Here is a 19,019-nt window from a genome sequence, read left to right as displayed (position 1 = left end):
TCGAGCCGGCCGCGTCCCCGAGCCGGGCGAGCGCGTCCTGCGGGGCGCTGGGCCCAGGCCCCGCGCTGGTCCTGAACGGCGACTTCACGCGCGACTCCGGTCACCGTCCGATGCGCCGGGCCCTGAAGGACGGCCTGGACTTCACGGCCGTGGTCGCCGCCACGGACATGGTCGCGGCGGGCGCCCTGACCGCCCTCCCCGAGGCCGGTCTCGACGTCCACCGTGCACGTCCAGTCCCCTACGAGGAGCCGGGCCGCCTCGCCGTACGCACCGCGCTCGGCCGTACGGCGGAGGAGCCCGCCGAGCACCTCCTGCTGGGCACCCATGTGGTGGTCCGGGACTCGGTCGCGGCGACCGGCGACTGGACCCGGGCCGCCCGACTTCAGTGCCGCCGTGCGAGCCCCGAGCGCCGCAGCCGCCGTACGACCGACCGCAGCTCCGCGGTCCGTGCGGGCCAGCCCTCCACCGGTTCCGACACGGGCGCCGTCTCCTCGGTGGTCGGGTCGGCCGTCCACACCGCGAAATCACCGTCCCGAGGGCCGGACGCGAGGTAGGGGTCGCCCTTGCCAAAGATCTGCACGGGGTGGGTGGCGTCCCAGGGCCGCCAGCCGGGGTCGCCGTCGACGGTGAAGCGCACCCAGGCTCCGTGCATGGCGTCGGCGAGTTCGGTCGGGGTGCCCTCGCCCGCGAGCTTGGCGGACTCGGGGGTGTCGCCGGTGTCGAAGACGAAGCCCAGTTCCAGGCCGTGGCACGCGCCGAGCTGCGGCAGCTGGGAGGGCCAGGCGAACTCGTAGACGTACGACGTGCCCGGGCGGGCCTCGGCGAGGCGGTGCAGCGGGATGCGGAGCAGGTGGTCGGTGACCATCTGGCCGACGGTCTCGGCGGTGCCGGCGTCGGGGTGCAGGGCGCGGTAGCCGCGGACCACCTCGGAGCCGCAGTGGCAGCGGGCCATGGCGCCGGCGAGGGCGACGGGGCCGAGCCGTTCGACGCGCTCCAGGAGGCCGCCGGGGACGAGCCACAGGCGGTACTCCTCGCTGGTCCAGCCCAGCATCAGCTCGACGTCCCTCGCGACCCCGGCGCCCGGCTCGGTGAGCGCCTCCAGCGGATCACGGGGCACGAGGTCGTCGTCGACCACGATCCCGAACGCGGGGCCGCCGAGGACCGGGCTGCTGAGCCGGCCCACCTCGGCCTGGGTGCGCAGCAGGAGGTCACGGTCGACGTCGGCGAAGGCCGCCGCGGTCGCGGGGACCTTCAAGCGGGTGGCCATCCGGCGCACCATCCGCCGCACCTTGTCGCGGTCGCTCACCTCGGGCGGCCCGCTCTGCAGGACCGCACGCCGGACCAGTCCCCGGGCCTGCGGGGCCGCCAGCAGGGCACCGGTACTGATCGCACCGGCCGACTGCCCGGCCAACGTCACGCGCCCCGGATCGCCGCCGAAGGCCTCGATCGCCGCGTGGACCCACGCGAGCGCGGCGAGCTGGTCGCGCAGGCCGGCGTTGGCGGGGGCGTCCGGGAAGAGGCCGTAGCCCTCGACGCCGAGGCGGTAGTTGACCGAGACGAACACGACGCCGTCCCGGGCGAAAGCGTGCCCGTCGTACACCGGCACCGCGGAGGATCCCCTGGTCAGGGCGCCGCCATGCAGCCACACCAGGACCGGCAGGCGAGCTCCGGGGCCGGGCTCGGGGGTCCACACGTTGAGGTTGAGGCAGTCGTCGCCGGGCACGGACGGGTCGGAGAGGTACTGCGCGAACGCCTCGGAGTACGGCGGTTTCGGCGCCGTCGGCCCGAAGTCGACCGTGTCGCGGACCCCGTCCCAGGGTTCGGGCGGCTGCGGCGGCCGGAAGCGGCGGGGCCCGAAGGGCGGGGCCGCGTAGGGGATGCCACGGAACACCGCGACGCCGTTCTCGTAGCGGCCGCGCACGTCCCCGTACGGCGTGCTGACCACGGGGTCCGCCTGGACTGCTGTCATCCCACCAGCCTCCTCACCGCGCTACTGCACCGTGAACAACAGAGCACCACATTTCGGCTCCGTATTCCGATGCAGAGCGCGGTTCGGCCGCTACCTGGCGCACATGGGGGTGCGGCACCGCGACCGGTCGTCCACATGGTCGACAACGGCGAGGCCGAACTGGCCGTGGACGACCCCGCAGCCGCGCGACTCGGTGCGCTCGACTCGCTCACCGAAGTGAAGATCGACCGCTTCATCCGCGAGTGAGACACCGGCCAACCAACCCTGTGTGCACGCGTTCGGAGTTTCGAAACTCGGGAGGACCTGAAGACCCGCCGAGCCCGACCTCTTCCCGACCTCTTCCCGACCTCTTCCCGACTTCACCGGGCGAACCTAGGGTAGGAAGCGCTTACTATTTCCGCGCTGGTCGAAACTTTCATGGCCCTCGGGCGGGCCGGAGAGGTGGTTCCCGATGGTCCGCACGGGGAGTGCGAGCGTGGCGGCCGGTCCCACGCTGGCGGTCGTGGCCCGGGAGGCGGGCGTCTCGGTGCCGACCGCCTCCAAGGTGGTCAACGGCCGCGAGGACGTGGCGCCCGAGACCCGCCGCCGGGTCACCGAGGCACTGGACCGGCTCGGGTACGTCCGCAGACCGAGATTCGACGCGGCGAAGTCGTCGGGCCTCGTCGACCTGGTCGTGCACTCGCTGGAGACCTCGTGGTCGGGGGCGGTGCTGCACGGGGTGGAGGCGGCGGCCCACGACGCGGGCCTGGAGGTGGTGGTCTCGGCGGGGCTGTCCCGGAACCGGGCGGGGCGCCCGGATCGCGGCTGGATGGACAAGCTCACCGCTCGCGGCTCCTCCGGGGTGCTGTTCAACCTGGCCGAGCTGACGCCGTCGCAGTACGGCTGGCTGGACCAGCACCGCATCCCCTACGTCCTGATCGACCCGGATCCGGAGCCGCCGCCGGGCGTGGTCTCGGTGGGCGCGGCGAACTGGCAGGGCGGGGTGACCGCGACCGAGCACCTGCTCGCGCTCGGCCATGAGCGCATCGCGGTCGTCGCCGGTCACCAGCGCAGGATGGGCAGCAGCGCGCGCGTGGCGGGCTACCGTTCCGCGCTCGCCGCGGCGGGGATACGGCAGCGTCCCGAGTACGTCCGCCACGCCGGGTTCGACGAGAGCGCGGCCCACCGCCGCACGCTGGAACTCCTCGATCTGCCCGAACCGCCCACCGCGGTCTTCGTCTGCTCCGACCGCATGACCCTCGGCGTGTACGAGGCCCTGGCCGGGCGGGGTCTGCGCGTCCCCGACGACATCAGTGTGGTGGGTTTCGACGACCTCCCCGAGGCCCGCTGGACCACTCCGGCTCTCACCACGGTCCGTCAGCCGCTGTCGGAGATGGCGGCGACGGGCCTGCGGCTGCTGGTGCGCATGATGGAGGGCGACCGGCCGGAGAGCACCCGCACCGAGCTGTCGACGCGGCTGGTGGAGCGGGCGAGCACGGCCCCGCCGCGCGACTGACCGGCGACCGGCCGCAGGGGCCACCCACCGCCGGATTCGTTCAGTTTCGGTCATCCGCGGGCGAGGGGAACTGGCCGGGGCGGGCCGGCGTCGAACGTTGCGGCGGGGAGGGGGGCCACTGCCCCTGCCGGGGCGGCGGCGAGCACTTGGGGGACGACCATGACGCGCTGGCGGCCGCTGCCGGACTCGCTTCCGAGGGAGGCGCGGCACCTCGTCGAGCAACTGCGGCGCCTCAAGGACCGTACGGATCTGAGCCTCGCCGAGCTGGCCCGGCGCACCGCGTACAGCAAGTCGTCCTGGCAGCGGTATCTCAGCGGGGCCAAGCAGCCGCCGCGGGGGGCGGTGCAGGCACTGTGCCGGGTGGCGGGCGCGGACCAGGCGCGGCTGCTGGCGCTGTGGGAACTGGCCGACCCGGGCTGGCCGTACGGCACGCCGGTGACCGCGGTGGTGCCGGAGGTGGCGGTGCCGGTCCCGGCCGCTCTCAAGCACCGGCGGTGGCGTACGGCGGCGCTGGTGGCGTTCGCGGTCATCGTCCTGCTGGTGGCGGGGGTGCTGTGGGCGTGGCCGTCGGGGAGCGGGTGACCGGCCGTGCGGCCGCCCGCTCCCCCGTCGGCCGGGGTCAGCCGAGCTGGTCGTAGTACGCGATCCGCCAGGGGCCGGTGCCCTTGAGCTTCAGCCGGTACTTGCCGCTGACCCGCTTGAAGTCGACGTCCCGCTTGTCACCGTCGTAGCGGACCTGGCCGCCTGCGAAGGGGCCGTGGAGCCACTGCTGGGCGAACTCCCAGCTCTGGTCGGTGACCACGCCGTCGTTGTCCGTGAGGCCGTAGCGCTCCTGCCACCACTGGGTGGCCGACTCGGTCTCCGGGCCGAACGAGCCGTCGATCCGGCTCTTGGAGTAGTTGTGCCAGTCCCCGTCCTCGTCCTGCCACTTGGCGCCGTCCGCGTACAGGACGGACTGCCACAGGGCCGTGGCGTTGCTGTTGGTGGAGTCGTCGACGCCCAGGTTCTCCTCGTCCTGCCAGTCGTCGCTGACCACGCCGTTGCCGTCGACGCCGTGGTACGAGGCCGCGTCGGCCGCCGGCGCCATGGCGAGGCCGAGCGCCCCGGCGCCCAGCAACGCGGCCGTCACCATCGCGACGGCCCGTTTGCGCATGCTCATGGAAGTCTCCCTTTCCGAACCGCCGTGGTTCCCCCGTGGTTCCCCCTGGGGCGGCTCGCTTCGCTCGAACACGGCACAGCCTCACAGGGCTGAGGTGGGCACGGCGAGGGCTGCCGGCGTCCCCGGACCGGCCGGGGACGGTCCGTGCCGGGTACGGCGGTGCGGTCAGGGAGCGCGGGCCGTGCGGGGACCTGCCGGGACGGGATGGGACGGGCTCAGACCCCGCTGCGCCCCAGCCGGGCCACCCAGGTGATCCCGCCGAGCAGATGCGCCCGGAAGTCCGGGTCGGCGTACGCCTCGGCGGCGTGTCCGAGCGCGGTGTAGAAGACCCGGCCCGCGCCCTGCTCCCGGCACCACACCAGCGGATGGTCGGCGCCCATGCCGCCGCCTTCGTACGAGGACTCGTCGGCGCACGCCAACACCCGTACCGAACCTCGGGGGTTGGTCCCGAAGTCGTACCACTCGTCGGTGAACTCCCATACGGCGGGAAGGTGCCGGGTGGCCGGGTGATCGCGGTCCTCGACGCGGACCCTGCCGGGCTGGAACGCGGGGTGCCTGTCGAACCGGGCGCCCAGCAGCTCGCCGTAGTAGGGCCAGGTGTACTCGGTGCAGGCCGCCGCGTGCACCCCGACGAATCCGCCGCCCGACTCCACATGGGCGGCCAGCCGCTCGCGCCCGGCCGGGGTGAGGATCTCACCGCTGGTGGAGAGGAAGACGACGGCGGCGTACCGGTCGAGGGGCTGCTCCAGGGCCGCCGGGTCCTCGCTCGCGTCCACCTCGAAGCCTCCCAGGGCACGGAGGGCGTCGACGGCGGCCGGGATGGAGTCGTGGCGGTAGGCGGTGGTCCGGGTGTGGACGAGGAGTCGGGGAGCCATGGCCCCGAGCGTAGGCCGGTCCTGGGTGCGCCTGCCGGCGGGTGCCCGGTCGGGGCCCCGGCTGCTGTCCTTCGGCGAGGCGGTCGCGGAGATCGCGAAGGCGACCGGGCGCGAGCTCTCGTACCGGGCGGTGTCGCCGCGGGAGTACGGGGAGGCCTGCTGGCGTTCGGGGTGCCGGCGAAGGAGGTGGAGGCGCGGGTGGAGGCGTTCGCCCAGCTGCTGGACGGACGCAACGCGTATCTGTCGCAGGGGGTGCGGGAGGTGCTGGGCCGTGAGCCGCGGGAGTTCACGGAGATCGCGCGGGAGGCGGCGGCGACGGGCACCTGGACGGTGTGAGCGCCGTCAGGTGCCACACCAGTAGCCCGCGGCCGCGCACGGGCGCCGTAGAGACAGCCGCCCGCCGGCCGTCGCGACAGCAGCGTCAGGTCCACGGCCGCCACGGCCCGCCGCCCGGCGGCCGGCATCGCCAAGGCCGACGGCTTCTCGGTGAACGTCTCCAACTTCGCGCGCGGTCGTAGCGCTCCAGGGCCGGGGCGAGCACCTTGTTGTCGAACGCCGGGTCGGTGGCGGGACCCGCGGGCGGAAGGGGTCACGTCCGGCGCCTGCGGCTTGGCGGTGTCCGGCTCGGCGCCCGCGGCGGCGCTCGCGAGCCCCTGTAGCGGTAGGCGTGTACCCCCGTCAGGAGCCCTCCGGCTTCTGCGGGGGATGCGTCGTCTTCGCGTGGGCCCGGAGGCGGGACGTGACGTCCTCCGGCGGCAGGAAGCGCGACCAGCGCTCCGGGAACTCCGAGGGCATGTCGGGGTCGTCCGGGTCGGGATCGGTGTCGCGGAGTGCCGCCGCGCGGGCCACGTACTGCGCCACCTGCGCCTCGCGCATCCGCTCGTTCGCCGCACGCGCCGCCGCCGTGGCCGCGGCGGGCCAGACCCGGTCGATCGCGGCGTTCATCGCGGCGCCCACCAGGACCGCGAAGGCCGACACGCCGATCCACAGCAGCACCGCCACCGCGGCGGCGAGCGAGCCGTAGATCGTCGCTCCCTCGATGGTGCTCTGCAGGTAGATCCGGAGCAGGAAGCTTCCCAGCACCCACATCGCCAGGGCCACCAGTGCGCCCGGGACGTCCTCGATCCACGGTGAGCGCACCGGTACCGACACGTGGTACAGCGTGGTCAGGAAGGCGATGGACAGGATGATCACCACGGGCCAGTACAGGACCTGGACGACCGTCGTCGACCACGGCACGATCCGTACGACCGCGTCCGGGCCCGCCACCATCAGCGGCAGCGCCACCGAGCCGATCAGCAGGGCCGCGACGAACAGCGCGAACGCCACGAGGCGGGTCTTGACGATGCCGCGGACCCCGTCGAGGCCGTACATGACGGTGATGGTGTCGATGAAGACGTTCACCGCGCGCGACCCGGACCACAGGGCGAACAGGAAGCCGACGGAGATGACGTCGGGGCGGCCGCCCTTCATCACGTCGTCGAGGATCGGCTGGGCGATCTGCCGCACCCCCTTGTCGGACAGGACCGTGCGCGCCGCGGCCAGGAGGTTGGCCTCCAGGCTGCTGATGCTGTCGGTGCCGGTCCAGTCGTCGACGTAGCCGAGCAGTCCGATGAGGCTGAGCAGCAGCGGCGGTACGGACAGCAGCGAGAAGAACGCGGCCTCGGCGGCGAGGCCGAGGATGCGGTACTCGATGCACGAGTTGACGGTGTCCTTGACCAGCAGCCAGGCGGTCCTGCGCTTCGACACGTTCCGGTAGAGGGCACGGGCCCGGTGGAGCCGGCCGGAGGATGCCTGAGGGGATTCGCTTGCTGCCTGCACGACCTAAAGGTATCCGCCGTGGGAGCGTGCACTCATCCCCCCGTCCCGGTCCGGGGCACGCCCGTGCGGGGAACGCCCGCTCGTGTTCGGTTCCGTCATACCGCGGAAAACACCGGGCAACTGCGCGGAAATCGTCAAGGAAATCGAACCCTTTTTCTGTCATGAACTCGCTGGCTGGATTTCGCGGCCCCGGGAACCGGAATATCCGGCGACAAATGCACCGCCCATAAAGTGAGTTGCCCGGTGGCGTCGCCGGGCGCCACTAACGGGTCACGGCACCGGCGAGCGGTCGACCAGCGAGAAACCGCCATTGACTGAAATGCGCTTGACCCGTTCACGAGCCCGTCGAAACAATTCGGATTGCATTCTCAGGGGCCCTGACCAAGGCCCGAGCCGACCACCCCACCCCCGTCACGTGGTCACTCCAGGCGCATACCGAACCGCTCCTTCTCTTATCCCATTCCGTGTCTCACGACACTTCTTTTCCTTCCGGAACACCGGAACCACGGGGGTTCTTCTATCCCGATTTTCGGCGCGTACTGAACAGCGCCCGATATTCCGCCGTATCCCATTCTGGAGAATTTTCATGCCTGTTCCGAACGTGCCGAAGCAAGCCGTGCCGCGCATCGTGGGGGTCGATGTGGCCCGGGGCCTGGCCCTGCTCGGAATGTTCTCCGTTCACGTGTTCGGCGCGTTCGACGAGGCCGGATCGCCCACGCCCGCCTGGATGTTCGCGGGCGGCCGCTCCTCGGCGACGTTCGCCGTGACGGCCGGGATCGGCCTGGCCTTCACGACCGGCGGGCGCCGGCCCGTGACCGGGCGGCCCGCGACTGTCGCGGTGGCGGCGCGGGCCGGTGTCATCGCGCTGATCGGGCTGCTGCTCGGCTACGCCTCACGCGCGGCGGACCTGGACGTGGACGTGATCCTGGTCTTCTACGCCCTGTTGTTCCTGATCGCGATCCCGCTCCTCGGCCTCGGCCCGCGGACCCTGGCGGCTCTCTCCCTGACCCTGGCCGTGGGGGCGCCGCTCGCCGTCCACGCGCTGCGGGGCGTACTGCCCGTGCCCGCGTTCGACGGCGATCCGACCCTCCAGGACGTGGTCACCGATCCGCTCGGCCTGGTCTCGGACCTGCTCGTGCACGGCGACTACCCGGTGCTCGCCTGGACCGCGTACCTGTGCGCCGGACTCGCCCTCGGCCGACTGGACCTGGCGTCACGCACGATCGCGCCCCGGCTCCTCGGGGGCGGCCTCGCGCTGGTGGCCGGGGTCTGGCTGGTGTCGTCCCTGGTTCTGTTCCGGTTCGACGAGCTGCGGCAGCTGTGGCGCGCGGAGTTTCCGGGCGCCTCCCGCGCCGAGGCCCTGTGGGACAGCCCGGACGGTGTGACCTGGTGGGCGCTGCTGTCCCGCGCGCCGCACTCGACCACCCCCTTCGACCTGCTCCTCACCCTGGGCTCGGCCGCGGCGATCCTCGGGGGCGCCCTGCTGCTGACCAGGAGCGCCCCTCTCACGCGGGCGCTCGCGCCGCTCGCGGCGGCGGGCAGCATGCCGCTGACCCTGTACGCCGCCCATGTGCTCCTTCTCGCCACCGGTGCGCTCTCCGGCTCCCCCGGGCTCCTCTACGCCGTCATGACCACCGGAGCGCTCCTGTTCGCCCTCTCGTGGCGGCACGTCGGGCGTGGCCCGCTGGAAACGGTCGTCGCAGGCGCGGCCCGGCGGTGTCGCGAGGCCGTAACACCACCGCCGCCCCCGGAACCGGTGGAGCGCCCGGCCCGACTTAGCAGGCACACCGAATAGTTCATAAGGCGAAAAACAATGATCTAGGAGTTCAAGTGGTGGTAAATCCCGGCGAGATCACGACAGTCGCTCCGGTGGACGGCACCGCCCACGTCCTCGCCGAGGTGCTGGCCGGGGTCGTGAAGACGGATCAAGTACCCCTCGACAGCCACTTCTTCGACGATCTGGGCGCCAACTCCCTGGTCATGGCGCAGTTCTGCGCCCGGGTCCGCAAGCGGGCCGATCTGCCGCAGGTGTCGATGCGGGACGTCTACGGCCACCCGACGATCCGCTCCCTGGCGACCGCCCTCGCCGAGGCCCCCACCACCGCACCGGCCCCCGCGCGGCCGGCCGAGCCACCCCCGCCGCCGGGCAGCAGCGCCCGCTACGTGCTGTGCGGCATCGCGCAGTTTCTCGCCTTCGCCGCGTACTGCCTCGGGGCCGGTGCCGCCACCGCCGCGGGGTACTCCTGGATATCCGGCGCCGACGGCCTGCTCTCCGTCTATCTGCGCTCGCTGGTCTTCGGCGGCGCCCTGTTCCTCGCCCTGTGCGCCCTGCCCGTGGTGGCGAAGTGGGTGCTGGTCGGCCGGTGGAAGGAGACGGAGTTCCCGGTGTGGGGCCTCGCCTACGTCCGCTTCTGGCTGGTCAAGGCGCTGCTGCACGCCAACCCGATGGTCCTGTTCACCGGCAACCCGCTGTACGTCCTCTACCTGCGGGCCCTCGGCGCCCGGATCGGCACGGGCGTCACGATCCTGTCCCACTCGGTGCCGGTCTGCACCGACCTGCTGACCGTGGGCGCCGGCACGGTGATCCGCAAGGACGCCCTGTTCCTCGGCTACCGGGCGCACGCGGGCCGCATCCGCACCGGCCCCATCACCCTCGGCCGGGACGTCTTCGTCGGCGAGAAGACCGTCCTCGACATCGGCACGTCCATCGGCGACGGCGGTCAGCTCGGCCACTCCTCCGCGCTGTACGACGGCGCCGCGATCCCCGCGGGCCAGCGCTGGCACGGCTCACCCGCCCGCCCCACCACCGTCGACCACATCCGCGTCCCGGCGACCCGCTGCACCACCCCGCGCCGGGCCGGCTACGCCCTCGCGACCCTGCTGCAGACCCTGCTGGTGTACGTCCCGCTCGGCATCGGCGGTGTCTTCCTGGTGATGGACCTCGTGCCGGCCCTGGACCCACTGCTCGAACCGAACGCGAGGGAACTGGAGTCGGCGCCCTTCTACGCCGAGGCCGTCATCCTGTCCGTCGCCCTGTTCGTCGGTTCCGTGGTCCTCGGTCTCGTCACCGTGACGGTGCTGCCGCGGCTGCTGAACCTGACCCTGAGGGCCGACCGGGGCTATCCGCTGTACGGCTTCCACTACTCGGTGCAGCGCGCGATCGCCCGCATGACCAACATCAGGTTCTTCAAGTGGCTGTGCGGCGACAGCTCGTACATCGTCCCCTACCTGCGGGCCCTCGGTTACGACCTCTCGCGCGTCGAGCAGACCGGCTCGAACTTCGGCACCGAGGTGGCGCACGAGACGCCGTACCTGGCCACCGTCGGCAGCGGCACGATGGTCGCCGACGGGCTGTCGGTCCTGAACGCCGAGTACTCCAGCACCTCGTTCCGCGTCTCGCGGGTCACGATCGGCGCGCACAACTTCCTCGGCAACCACATCGCCTATCCCGTGGGCGGCCGCACCGGGGACAACTGCCTGCTCGCCACCAAGGTGCTGGTCCCGCTCGACGGCGAACTCCGCGAGAACGTGGGCCTGCTGGGCTCGCCGCCCTTCGAGATCCCGCGCACGGTGGAGCGCGACACCCGCTTCGACCACTTCCGCGAGGGCGACGAGCTGCGCCGCCGCCTGTCGGCCAAGAAGCGGTCCAACGCGCGCACCATGGCCCTGTTCCTGTTCCTGCGCTGGCTGAACTGGCTCCTGCTGACGCTGCTCGGCTTCGCGGCCGTCGATCTCCACGGCGGCCGGGGCGCCCTCGGCGCACTGCTGATCGGCGGCTACCTGATGGCCGGCCTCGCGGTGACCGCCGGCTACTGGGCGCTGGTGGAGCGGGTGATCACCCGGTTCCGGCCGCTGCAGCCGCGGCTGTGCTCCATCTACGAGCCGTACTTCTGGTGGCACGAGCGGCTGTGGAAGGTGCCCGACCACCATCTCGCGGTGTTCGACGGCACCCCGTTCAAGAACCTCGTCTGGCGGCTGCTGGGCGTGCGGATCGGCCGCCGGGTCTTCGACGACGGCTGCTACATCACCGAGCGGACGCTGGTCGCGATCGGCAGCGACACCACACTCGGCCACCACTCCAAGGTGCAGGCGCACTCCCAGGAGGACGGCACCTTCAAGTCCGACCACATCGTCATCGGCGACGGCTGCACCCTCGGGGCGGGCGCGCTGGTCCACTACGGCGTCTCGATGGGCGACGGCGCCGTGCTCGGTGCCGACGCCTTCCTGATGAAGGGCGAGGAGATGCCGGCGGGGGCGCACTGGGGCGGGAATCCGGCGGTGGCGCTGCGACGCGCCTGAACGGCTTGAGCTGCCCGAACGAAACAAACAGGGGGACGAAGTCATGCAAACAGTTCCGCACCGGACGCCCGGTCCGATACCGGATGTCACGGAGTACGCGGTCCGGCTGCCCGACGGCACGCCGACCGATCCCGCCGCGCTGCTCGCGGCCCACACCAGGGTCCTCGCCGCCCTCTCGGGCGAGACGGACGCCGCTCCGGGCGACGACCTGCGCGTCACCGTCACCGACGGCGAACTGCGGCTGCGCTACCGCTCCGGCGCCCTGGACTCCGAGGCGGCCGCCCGTATCGCCGGCTACCACCTCACCGCGCTCGCCGACCCGGACCGCCGGAGCCTGCTGTCCGAGAACGAACTCCGCTTCCAGCTGGAGGAGTTGGCGGGCCCGGTGCGTGAGCTCCCGGACCGGCGGGTGCACGAGCTGTTCGAGGAGCGGGTCGAGAAGCACCCGGACGCCGTGGCCGCCGTACAGGACGAGCGGCGGTGGACGTACGCCGAGCTCAACTCGCGGGCCAACCAGGTCGGCCGGGCGCTGCTGGCCCGGGGCCTTGCGGCCGAGGACGTCGTCGCCGTCGTCATGGAGCGGAACCTGGACTGGATGGCGGCCGTGCTGGGCGTCCTCAAGGCCGGCGGGGTGTATCTGCCGATCGAGCCGCACTTCCCGGCCGAGCGGGTCGCGAGGACGCTGTCCCGGGCGGGCTGCGCGTTCGTCGTCACCGAGGACGGCAGTACGGGATCGCTCTCCGCTACGGCCGCCGAGACGCTGTTCGTGGACGCCGCGTACGCCGAGGGCCACGCGGGGGACGATCTCGGGATCCCGGTCCCTGCGGGCCGGCTGGCCTACATCTACTTCACGTCCGGCTCCACCGGTGAGCCCAAGGGCGCGATGTGCGAGCACGCCGGTTTCCTCAACCATGTGCTCGCCAAGGTCGAGGACCTGGGGATCGGCGAGGACACGGTGGTCGCGCAGACCGCGCCGCAGTGCTTCGACATCTCCCTGTGGCAGCTGCTCGCCGGGCCGGTCGTCGGCGGGCGGACACTGATCGTCGGGCAGGACACGGTCCTGGACGTGCCGCGGTTCGTGGACACGGTGGTCCGGGGGCGGGTCAACGTGCTCCAGGTCGTGCCGTCGTATCTGGAGGCAGTGCTCGCCGAGTTGGGGCAGCGGCCCCGCGAACTGGCCGACCTGCGCTGTGTGTCGGTGACCGGCGAGGCGGTGAAGCGGGAGCTGGTGCAGCGCTGGTTCGCCACCGCGCCCGGCATCCGCCTGGCCAACGCCTACGGCCTGACCGAGACCTCGGACGACACCAACCACGAAGTCATGGACCGGGCCCCGGACGGCGACGGGGTGCCGCTCGGGCGGCCGGTGCGCAATGTGCGCGTGTACGTGGTCGACGAGGACCTGGTGCCCGTGCCGCTGGGCGCGCCGGGCGAGATCGTCTTCTCCGGGGTGTGCGTGGGGCGCGGGTACGTCAACGACCCCGAGCGCACCGCGGCGGCCTTCATGAAGGACCCGCACCGGCCCGGCGAGCGGCTCTACCGCAGCGGTGACGTGGGGCGCTGGCGGGCCGACGGCAAACTGGAGTTCCTCGGCCGCCGGGACACCCAGATCAAGATCCGCGGTTTCCGCGTGGAGATCGGCGAGATCGAGAACGCGCTGCTGCGGGTGGACGGGGTGCGTGACGGGGCCGTCGTGGTCGTGCGGGGCACTCAGCTCGCCGCGTTCTGCGCCGGGCCCGAGCCGGTGGCCGCGGACACGGTACGGGCACGGCTGGCCGTGTCGCTGCCGTCGTACATGGTCCCGGCCGTCGTGCACTGGCGTCGGCGGCTGCCGCTGACCGCCAACGGCAAGACCGACCGCCGGACGCTCACCGCGCTCGCCGAGGACCTCGACGGCGCGTCGGCGGCCGGGCCCGTGACGGCCGCCGAGCGGCGGCTGGCGGGCGCCTGGGCCGAGGTGCTCGGCCTGCCCGCCGAGCGGATCGGCCGCCTCGACCACTTCTTCGACCGCGGCGGCAGCTCACTGTCCGCCGTGCGTCTCGCGATCGCCCTGGACCGGGCGGTCACCCTGCAGGACGTCGTCCGCCACCCGGTCCTCGCGGACCTGGCGGAACTGCTCGACCGGCGCAGCTGAAAGGAACCCAGATGTCCTCCACGAGTCTCCTTCCCTCTCTGGATCCGGCCCCGGGCAGCCCGCCGCTCCTGCACGCCGAGCCCGACGGCGACGCGGTGAGCTGGGCCGCCGCGCACCGCGACCCGCTGCGGGCCCTCGTCCGCGACCACGGCTGTGTCCTGGTGCGGGGCCTGGGTCTGGCAGACCCCGGGACGAGCGAGGCGGTCTTCCGGCGGCTGACCGACGGCCTGATGCCCGACCGTGAGCCCTTCGCACCCCGGCGCCGCTACGCGGACGGCGTGTACTCGTCCACCAAGTGGCCGCCCAACCAGCAGATGTGCATGCACCACGAGGTCAGCTACGGCCTGGAGTTCCCGGGCCTGCTGCTGTTCGCCTGCCTGGAGGCGCCCGGTTCCGGGGGCGCCACGGCGCTCGCCGACGCCTCGGCGGTGCTGCGGGCCCTGCCCCGCGAACTGGTCTCCCGTTTCGAGCGGGAGGGCTGGCTGCTGACCCGGGCCTATCACGAGGAGATCGGCGCGTCGGTCGAGGAGGCCTTCGGCACGGACGACCGCGCCGCCGTCGAGCACTACTGCCGCCGGCACGCCATCGAGTTCGCCTGGCAGAGCGACGGCTCCCTGCACACCCGGCAGCGGCGCGGCGCGGTGCTGCGGCACCCGGCCGGCGGTCTGCCCTGCTGGTTCAACCAGATCGCGTTCCTCAACGAGTGGACCATGGAGCCCGAAGTGCACGAATACCTGGTGGACATGTACGGCGCCGACGGGCTGCCCTTCAACACCCGCTTCGGCGACGGCAGTCCGATCGACGCGGAGGTCGTCCGGACCATCAACGAGGTGTACGACGCCCACACGGTGCGCGAGCCCTGGCGGGACGGCGACCTCCTGCTCGTCGACAACATCCGTACGGCGCACAGCCGTGAGCCCTTCGAGGGGCCGCGCGAGGTGCTGGCCGCGCTCGGCGACCCGGTGCTGCGCGCCGACGGCGAGGTGAGCGGCGTATGAGCACCGTCGACGCCCCGTCCTTCGCGCTGGTCACCGGCGCACAGGTGCAACAGACCCTGCACGGAAGGGAACGGGAGATCGCGGACCTCGTCGAGGCCGTGTACCGGCTGCACGGCGCGGGCGACTCGGTGAACCCGCCGTCGTACTTCCTGAGGTTCCCGGACCGCCCGTCGTCCCGGATCATCGCGCTGCCCGCCTCGCTGGGCGGTCCGCTGAGGGTGGACGGCCTGAAGTGGGTCTCCAGCTTCCCGGAGAACATCAAGTCCGGGCTGCCTCGCGCGTCGGCGGTGCTGATCCTCAACGACCCGGCGACCGGCTATCCGTTCGCCTGCCTGGAGAGCTCGGTCATCAGCGCCACGCGCACCGCGTCGTCGGCGGCGCTGGCGGCCGGGAAGCTCAGCGCGGGCCGGGCTCGCCCGACCCGGGTCGGGTTCATCGGCACCGGGTTGATCGCCCGCTACCTCCACACCCATCTCACCGCCACCGGCTTCGAGTTCGAGGAGACGGGCGTGCACGACCTGTCCGCCGAGAGCGCCGCGGGGTTCCGCGGCTATCTGGAGCGGTCCGGAGCGCCGGGGAAGGTGACCGTGCACGACTCGGCCGAGTCCCTGATCCGCTCCAGCGACCTGGTCGTCTTCGCGACGGTCGCCGGTGAGCCGCACGTCCACGATCCGTCGTGGTTCGGGCATCACCCCCTGGTCCTGCACGTGTCCCTGCGCGACCTCGCCCCGGAGATCCTGCTCGCGTCCGCGAACTTCGTCGACGACGTGGAGCACTGCCTCAAGGCCGAGACCTCCCCGCATCTGGCCGAACGGCTCACGGGGAGCAGGGACTTCATCGACGGCACGCTGGACGACGTGCTGACCGGACGGGTGACCGTCCCGACGGACCGGACGGTGGTGTTCTCCCCCTTCGGCCTGGGGGTGCTGGACCTCGCCGTCGGCAGGTTCGTCCACGACGAACTGGCCCGGCGCGGCGAACTGCATGTCGTCGACGGGTTCTTCAACGAGCTGCGCCGGTACGGCTGAACGAGCTGCGCGCATGAGGAGGGGGGCGTCATGCCCGTCATTTCCGATCCTTCGGAGTTCAACGAGTCAGACCTCTACGTCGACCTGCGGGCCGCACTGGAGCTTCCGCTGTTCCTGAAGTGCGAGGGCTTCAACTTCGCCGGGTCCATCAAGCTGAAGGCGGCCCGCGAGATGGTGAACGCCGCCGAGCGTGACGGCACCCTGCGGCCCGGGTCGGTCCTGGTCGAGTCGTCGTCGGGGAACCTGGGGGTGGCCCTGAGCATGATCGCGGCGAGCCGGGGCTACGGCTTCCTGTGCGTGACCGACTCGCGCTGCAACCAGGCGTCGATCCGGCTGATGGAGTCGCTCGGCACCCGGGTGCACGTGGTCAGGGAACCGGACCTGCACGACGGCTACCTGGGGGCGCGGCTCGCGTACGTGCGGATGCTGTGCGCCTCTGACGAGCGGTACGTGTGGCTCAACCAGTACAGCAACCAGGGCAACTGGCGGGCGCACTACCGCACCACGGCACCGGAGATCGCGCGGCGCTTCCCGGACCTGGACGTCCTGTTCGTCGGGGCCGGCACCACCGGGACGCTGATGGGCTGCGCCCGCTGGTTCTGGCAGTGGCGGCGGCCGGTGCGGATCGTCGCCGTCGACAGCGTCGGCTCGATCACCTTCGGCGGCCCGCCCGGGGTCCGGATGATCCCGGGGCTCGGCACGAGCGTGCCGCCGCAACTGCTCGACAAGTCGTACATCGACGACGTGGTGCTGGTCGAGGAACCGGACACCCTCCAGGTCTGCCGCCGGCTGGCCGCCCGGGGTTTCCTCTTCGGCGGCTCCACCGGCACGGTCGTCAGCGGCGCCCACCAGTGGCTGTCCGCGCACGGCCGCCGCGGCCTCACCGCGGTGGCGATCGCCCCGGACCTCGGCGAGCGCTACCTCGACACCGTGTACCGGGCGGGCTGGCCCCACGGCACCCCCGAGACGGACCCGGTCCACGAGCCGGCGGAGGTGATGGCCCACCTGGCCTGAGCACCGGGCACCTGACCGCGGCGTTGCCGCTCGCCCTGTGCCGGGCGGAGGGCGGTCGGGTCTCGGTGCGGTCGGGTGCGGCGCCGCGGCACACGCGGGCACTACACGCCGTCTCCGTGATCACCCCGCCCCGCGCCGTGCCCCGGGGTCGGTGCTGCTCACCAGGGAGTGCACACAAGGCCGCATTAGCTCGATCGTGTGATCGTCCGCTTACGGGCTTGCGGTGCGTCGGACTGTTTGGGCTAGCGTGGTCGTGCGACCTGGGACACCGGGTACGGCGTCAGCGTGCGGGGCCCCTGCTCCACCAGAGGATGGTTCAGGGCCTCCCCGTCGCCTCTGGCCGTACCCACATGGCCAGGTCGTGAGGGAACTGGCCTCCCGGGCTCGGACCGCGCACTGGATGCGTGTCGCCGCCCCGGGGTCGAGTACGCCGGGGACCAGCTCGCCCAAGACCGTTCGGGGTGCGCGGCTGAACGGACTCGCTCCCGCTCAGTCCACAGGAACGGTACGTTCGCAGGCATGGCAGGCACCACGCACACCGTGACCAACCAGCCCCCGCCTCTGACCGGCTACGACGTCTACAGCGCCGACCGCGCTCTCAAGGAGGCCGTCGAACGGCACCTCGACCCGGCCCTGCTTGACGAGGTGCACGGTGAGCTGGCCGCGCTCGGCCGGGCCTGCGGCTCGGCGCAGGTGCAGGAGTGGGGGCTGCAGGCCAACGAGAACCCGCCCCGGCTGCGCACCCACGACCGCCACGGCCACCGTATCGACGAGGTCGAGTTCCATCCGGCCTGGCACCGGGTGCTCGGCAAGGGCGTCTCGGCGGGCCTGACCGCCGCCTGGGCCCGCCCCGCGGGACATGTACGGCGCGCGGCGGCCTTCCTCCTGTGGACGCAGGTCGACGCGGGCAACTGCTGCCCCCTGTCGATGACCCACGCCGCGGTGCCCGCCCTGCGCACCGACCCGGACCTGGCCGCCGAGTGGGAGCCGCGTCTGACGTCCATGGTCTACGACCGCGAACTGCGGCCCGCCCACCTCAAGGCGGGGGCGCTGTTCGGGATGGGGATGACGGAGAAGCAGGGCGGCAGCGACGTCCGGGCGAACACCACGTCCGCGCGGGCCCTCTCGGACGGCGAGACCTACGAGCTCACCGGCCACAAGTGGTTCTGCTCGGCCCCCATGTCGGACGGCTTCCTGGTCCTCGCCCAGGCCCCGGGCGGGCTCACCTGCTTCCTCGTCCCGCGCGTCCTGGAGGACGGCACCCGCAACACGTTTCTCCTCCAGCGCCTCAAGGACAAGCTCGGCAACCGCTCCAACGCCTCCGCCGAAGTGGAGTTCGACCGGACCTGGGCCCGCCGCGTCGGCGACGAGGGGCGCGGGGTCCGCACCATCATCGAGATGGTCGCGGCGACCCGGCTCGACTGCGTCCTCGGCTCGGCGGGCCTGATGCGCCAGGCCGTCGCCCAGGCGATCCACCACTGCACCCACCGCGAGGCGTTCGGCGGCAAGCTCGTTGACAAGCCGCTGATGCGCAACGTCCTCGCCGACCTCGCCCTGGAGTCCGAGGCCGCGACCGCCCTCGCCCTGCGCCTGGCGGCCGCCTACGACAAGGGCGACGAGCAGGAACGGGCGTTTTTGAGGATCGCGGTACCGGCGGCCAAGTACTGGGTCACCAAGCGCTGCGCCCCGCTGACGGTGGAGGCCGCCGAATGCCTGGGCGGCAACGGCTACGTGGAGGAGTCGGGCCTGCCCCGCCTGGTCCGCGAGTCACCGCTCAACTCCGTCTGGGAGGGCGCCGGCAACATCCAGGCCCTGGACGTCCTGAGGGTCCTCCAGCGAGAGCCCCGGGCCCTGAACGCCTACCTCCTGGAGATCGGCGAGACCCGGGGCGCCGACCACCGCCTGGACGCGGCGACGAAGAACCTCTTCACCGAACTGGCCGATCTGGAGGGCATCGAGGGCCGGGCCCGCCTCCTGGCGGAACGGCTCGCGCTCGTCCTGCAGGGCTCCCTGCTGGTCCGTCACGCCCCCGCGGAGGTGGCCGACGCCTTCTGCGCGGCCCGCCTGGGCGGCGACGGCGGCACGGCCTTCGGCACCTTGCCCACGACCCTGGACCTGGCGTCCGTGGTGGACCGGGCCCGGCCCGTGGAGTGACCTTCCGCGGCCACGGACAGGAGAGAACGGGGGTGGTGCTGCGCCGACACGGCACCACCCCCGTTGACGGCCCTCG

The 19,019-nt window shown here is 72.3% G+C and carries 13 protein-coding genes and 1 pseudogene; 10 read left to right on the top strand and 4 right to left on the bottom strand.

Annotated elements, in window-relative coordinates:
* Positions 1-382: 382 nt before the first annotated feature.
* Entirely contained in the window at positions 383-1,969 is a 1,587-nt protein-coding gene (locus tag ACFVYN_RS15175; protein ID WP_389997849.1) for a carboxylesterase/lipase family protein, read from the bottom strand.
* Between the two features lie 451 nt (positions 1,970-2,420).
* Here ACFVYN_RS15175 and ACFVYN_RS15170 point away from each other — a divergent pair, with 451 nt between their 5' ends.
* Both ACFVYN_RS15170 and ACFVYN_RS15165 read left to right on the top strand, forming a co-directional pair.
* Positions 2,421-3,464 (top strand): LacI family DNA-binding transcriptional regulator, encoded by a 1,044-nt coding sequence (locus ACFVYN_RS15170; protein WP_389997846.1) that lies wholly within the window; start codon positions 2,421-2,423, stop codon positions 3,462-3,464.
* Between the two features lie 159 nt (positions 3,465-3,623).
* The gene (locus ACFVYN_RS15165; protein WP_389997843.1) at positions 3,624-4,046 is read left to right on the top strand and encodes a helix-turn-helix domain-containing protein; all 423 of its coding nucleotides are present in this window, start codon (positions 3,624-3,626) and stop codon (positions 4,044-4,046) included.
* A gap of 37 nt (positions 4,047-4,083) precedes the next feature.
* Here ACFVYN_RS15165 and ACFVYN_RS15160 read toward each other — a convergent pair whose 3' ends face one another.
* Together ACFVYN_RS15160 and ACFVYN_RS15155 are read right to left on the bottom strand one after the other, a co-directional pair.
* Entirely contained in the window at positions 4,084-4,623 is a 540-nt protein-coding gene (locus tag ACFVYN_RS15160) for a peptidoglycan-binding protein (RefSeq protein WP_389997840.1), read from the bottom strand.
* A gap of 215 nt (positions 4,624-4,838) precedes the next feature.
* Complete coding sequence (locus tag ACFVYN_RS15155; protein WP_389997837.1) at positions 4,839-5,498, bottom strand: ThuA domain-containing protein; 660 nt, start codon at positions 5,496-5,498, stop codon at positions 4,839-4,841.
* Positions 5,499-5,547: 49 nt separating this feature from the next.
* On the opposite strand from ACFVYN_RS15155, the pseudogene ACFVYN_RS15150 reads away from it, so the two are divergent.
* A pseudogene (locus ACFVYN_RS15150) lies at positions 5,548-5,834 on the top strand (NmrA family transcriptional regulator); the annotation flags it as partial.
* Positions 5,835-6,176: 342 nt separating this feature from the next.
* On the opposite strand, the gene ACFVYN_RS15145 reads toward ACFVYN_RS15150, so the two are convergent.
* A complete protein-coding gene (locus tag ACFVYN_RS15145; protein ID WP_389997834.1) occupies positions 6,177-7,319 on the bottom strand; it encodes a YihY/virulence factor BrkB family protein in 1,143 nt (380 codons plus the stop codon).
* Positions 7,320-7,905: 586 nt separating this feature from the next.
* Between ACFVYN_RS15145 and ACFVYN_RS15140 the strand changes: the two genes are divergently transcribed.
* From ACFVYN_RS15140 to ACFVYN_RS15110, 7 genes are all read left to right on the top strand, one after another.
* Positions 7,906-9,114, top strand: coding sequence for a heparan-alpha-glucosaminide N-acetyltransferase domain-containing protein (locus tag ACFVYN_RS15140; protein ID WP_389997831.1), 1,209 nt, complete (start codon positions 7,906-7,908; stop codon positions 9,112-9,114).
* 35 nt (positions 9,115-9,149) lie between these two features.
* Positions 9,150-11,618, top strand: coding sequence for a Pls/PosA family non-ribosomal peptide synthetase (locus ACFVYN_RS15135; protein WP_389997828.1), 2,469 nt, complete (start codon positions 9,150-9,152; stop codon positions 11,616-11,618).
* Between the two features lie 43 nt (positions 11,619-11,661).
* Positions 11,662-13,749, top strand: a complete 2,088-nt coding sequence (locus tag ACFVYN_RS15130; protein ID WP_389997825.1) for an amino acid adenylation domain-containing protein — start codon at positions 11,662-11,664, stop codon at positions 13,747-13,749.
* A gap of 11 nt (positions 13,750-13,760) precedes the next feature.
* Positions 13,761-14,747, top strand: coding sequence for a TauD/TfdA family dioxygenase (locus ACFVYN_RS15125; RefSeq protein ID WP_389997822.1), 987 nt, complete (start codon positions 13,761-13,763; stop codon positions 14,745-14,747).
* Positions 14,744-15,775 (top strand): 2,3-diaminopropionate biosynthesis protein SbnB, encoded by a 1,032-nt coding sequence (sbnB, locus tag ACFVYN_RS15120; protein ID WP_389997819.1) that lies wholly within the window; start codon positions 14,744-14,746, stop codon positions 15,773-15,775. The genes ACFVYN_RS15125 and sbnB overlap by 4 nt, the downstream gene beginning before the upstream one ends.
* Positions 15,776-15,805: 30 nt before the next feature.
* Complete coding sequence (gene sbnA / locus ACFVYN_RS15115; protein WP_389997816.1) at positions 15,806-16,789, top strand: 2,3-diaminopropionate biosynthesis protein SbnA; 984 nt, start codon at positions 15,806-15,808, stop codon at positions 16,787-16,789.
* Between the two features lie 519 nt (positions 16,790-17,308).
* A complete protein-coding gene (locus ACFVYN_RS15110; protein WP_389997813.1) occupies positions 17,309-18,943 on the top strand; it encodes an acyl-CoA dehydrogenase family protein in 1,635 nt (544 codons plus the stop codon).
* The last annotated feature ends 76 nt before the right edge of the window (positions 18,944-19,019 follow it).

The sequence above is a fragment of the Streptomyces sp. NPDC058307 genome, from assembly GCF_042880295.1.
In the GTDB taxonomy this organism is placed as follows: domain Bacteria; phylum Actinomycetota; class Actinomycetes; order Streptomycetales; family Streptomycetaceae; genus Streptomyces.
Note: the sequence above shows the minus strand (reverse complement) of the source record. Positions and strands in the feature narration are given on the sequence as shown.

Coding starts and splice junctions, on each gene's coding strand:
- ACFVYN_RS15175 (WP_389997849.1), bottom strand. CDS start 1,969: ATGACAGCAGTCCAGGCGGACCCCGTGGTCAGCACGCCGTACGGGGAC.
- ACFVYN_RS15170 (WP_389997846.1), top strand. CDS start 2,421: ATGGTCCGCACGGGGAGTGCGAGCGTGGCGGCCGGTCCCACGCTGGCG.
- ACFVYN_RS15165 (WP_389997843.1), top strand. CDS start 3,624: ATGACGCGCTGGCGGCCGCTGCCGGACTCGCTTCCGAGGGAGGCGCGG.
- ACFVYN_RS15160 (WP_389997840.1), bottom strand. CDS start 4,623: ATGAGCATGCGCAAACGGGCCGTCGCGATGGTGACGGCCGCGTTGCTG.
- ACFVYN_RS15155 (WP_389997837.1), bottom strand. CDS start 5,498: ATGGCTCCCCGACTCCTCGTCCACACCCGGACCACCGCCTACCGCCAC.
- ACFVYN_RS15140 (WP_389997831.1), top strand. CDS start 7,906: ATGCCTGTTCCGAACGTGCCGAAGCAAGCCGTGCCGCGCATCGTGGGG.
- ACFVYN_RS15130 (WP_389997825.1), top strand. CDS start 11,662: ATGCAAACAGTTCCGCACCGGACGCCCGGTCCGATACCGGATGTCACG.
- ACFVYN_RS15125 (WP_389997822.1), top strand. CDS start 13,761: ATGTCCTCCACGAGTCTCCTTCCCTCTCTGGATCCGGCCCCGGGCAGC.
- sbnB (WP_389997819.1), top strand. CDS start 14,744: ATGAGCACCGTCGACGCCCCGTCCTTCGCGCTGGTCACCGGCGCACAG.
- sbnA (WP_389997816.1), top strand. CDS start 15,806: ATGCCCGTCATTTCCGATCCTTCGGAGTTCAACGAGTCAGACCTCTAC.
- ACFVYN_RS15110 (WP_389997813.1), top strand. CDS start 17,309: ATGGCAGGCACCACGCACACCGTGACCAACCAGCCCCCGCCTCTGACC.